The sequence below is a fragment of the Roseateles sp. P5_E1 genome (genome assembly GCF_054049335.1).
Genome location: NZ_JBFUMN010000245.1, coordinates 1 through 656 on the forward strand (window position 1 = coordinate 1; position 656 = coordinate 656).

The following is a 656-nucleotide window of genomic DNA, read 5'->3' on the forward strand; positions in this document are numbered from 1 at the left end:
ATGGCCATCGTGGACTTCACGAACCCGGCCGCCAAGGCCTGGTACCAGGGCCACCTGAAGCGCCTGATCGCGCAAGGTGCGGACTGCTTCAAGACCGACTTCGGCGAGCGCATCCCGAGCGAAGGCGTGACCTACTTCGACGGCTCCGACCCCGTCGAGATGCACAACCTCTATGCGCTGCAATACAACCAGGCCGTCTTCGAGCTGCTCGAAGAAGTACAGGGCAGCGACGCCATCGTCTTCGCCCGCTCCACCTACGCCTCGGGCCAGCGCTTCCCGGTGCACTGGGGCGGTGATTGCTGGAGCACGTTTGAGTCGATGGCCGAGAGCCTCAGAGGCGGCCTGTCGCTGACCTCCTGCGGCTTCGCCTTCTGGAGCCATGACATTGGCGGCTTCGAAGGCAACCCGCCGCCGGCCGTCTACAAGCGCTGGATCCAGTTCGGGCTGATGTCCTCGCACAGCCGCCTGCACGGCAGCAGCAGCTACCGGGTGCCATGGCTCGTGGACGAAGAGAGCTGCGACGTGCTGCGCGTCTTCACGCGGCTCAAGCACCAGCTCATGCCGTATCTGTACGCCAAGGCGCATGAGGCGACGCAGACCGGCGTGCCGCTGATGCGCGCCATGCTGATGGAGCACCCGCAGGACCCGGCCTGCGC

1 protein-coding gene is annotated in these 656 nt (G+C 65.9%); it reads left to right on the forward strand.

From position 1 onward, the window contains the following. The coding region (locus ACXJKJ_RS30840) for a TIM-barrel domain-containing protein (RefSeq protein ID WP_457395328.1) at positions 1 to 656 on the forward strand (656 nt) is incomplete at both ends.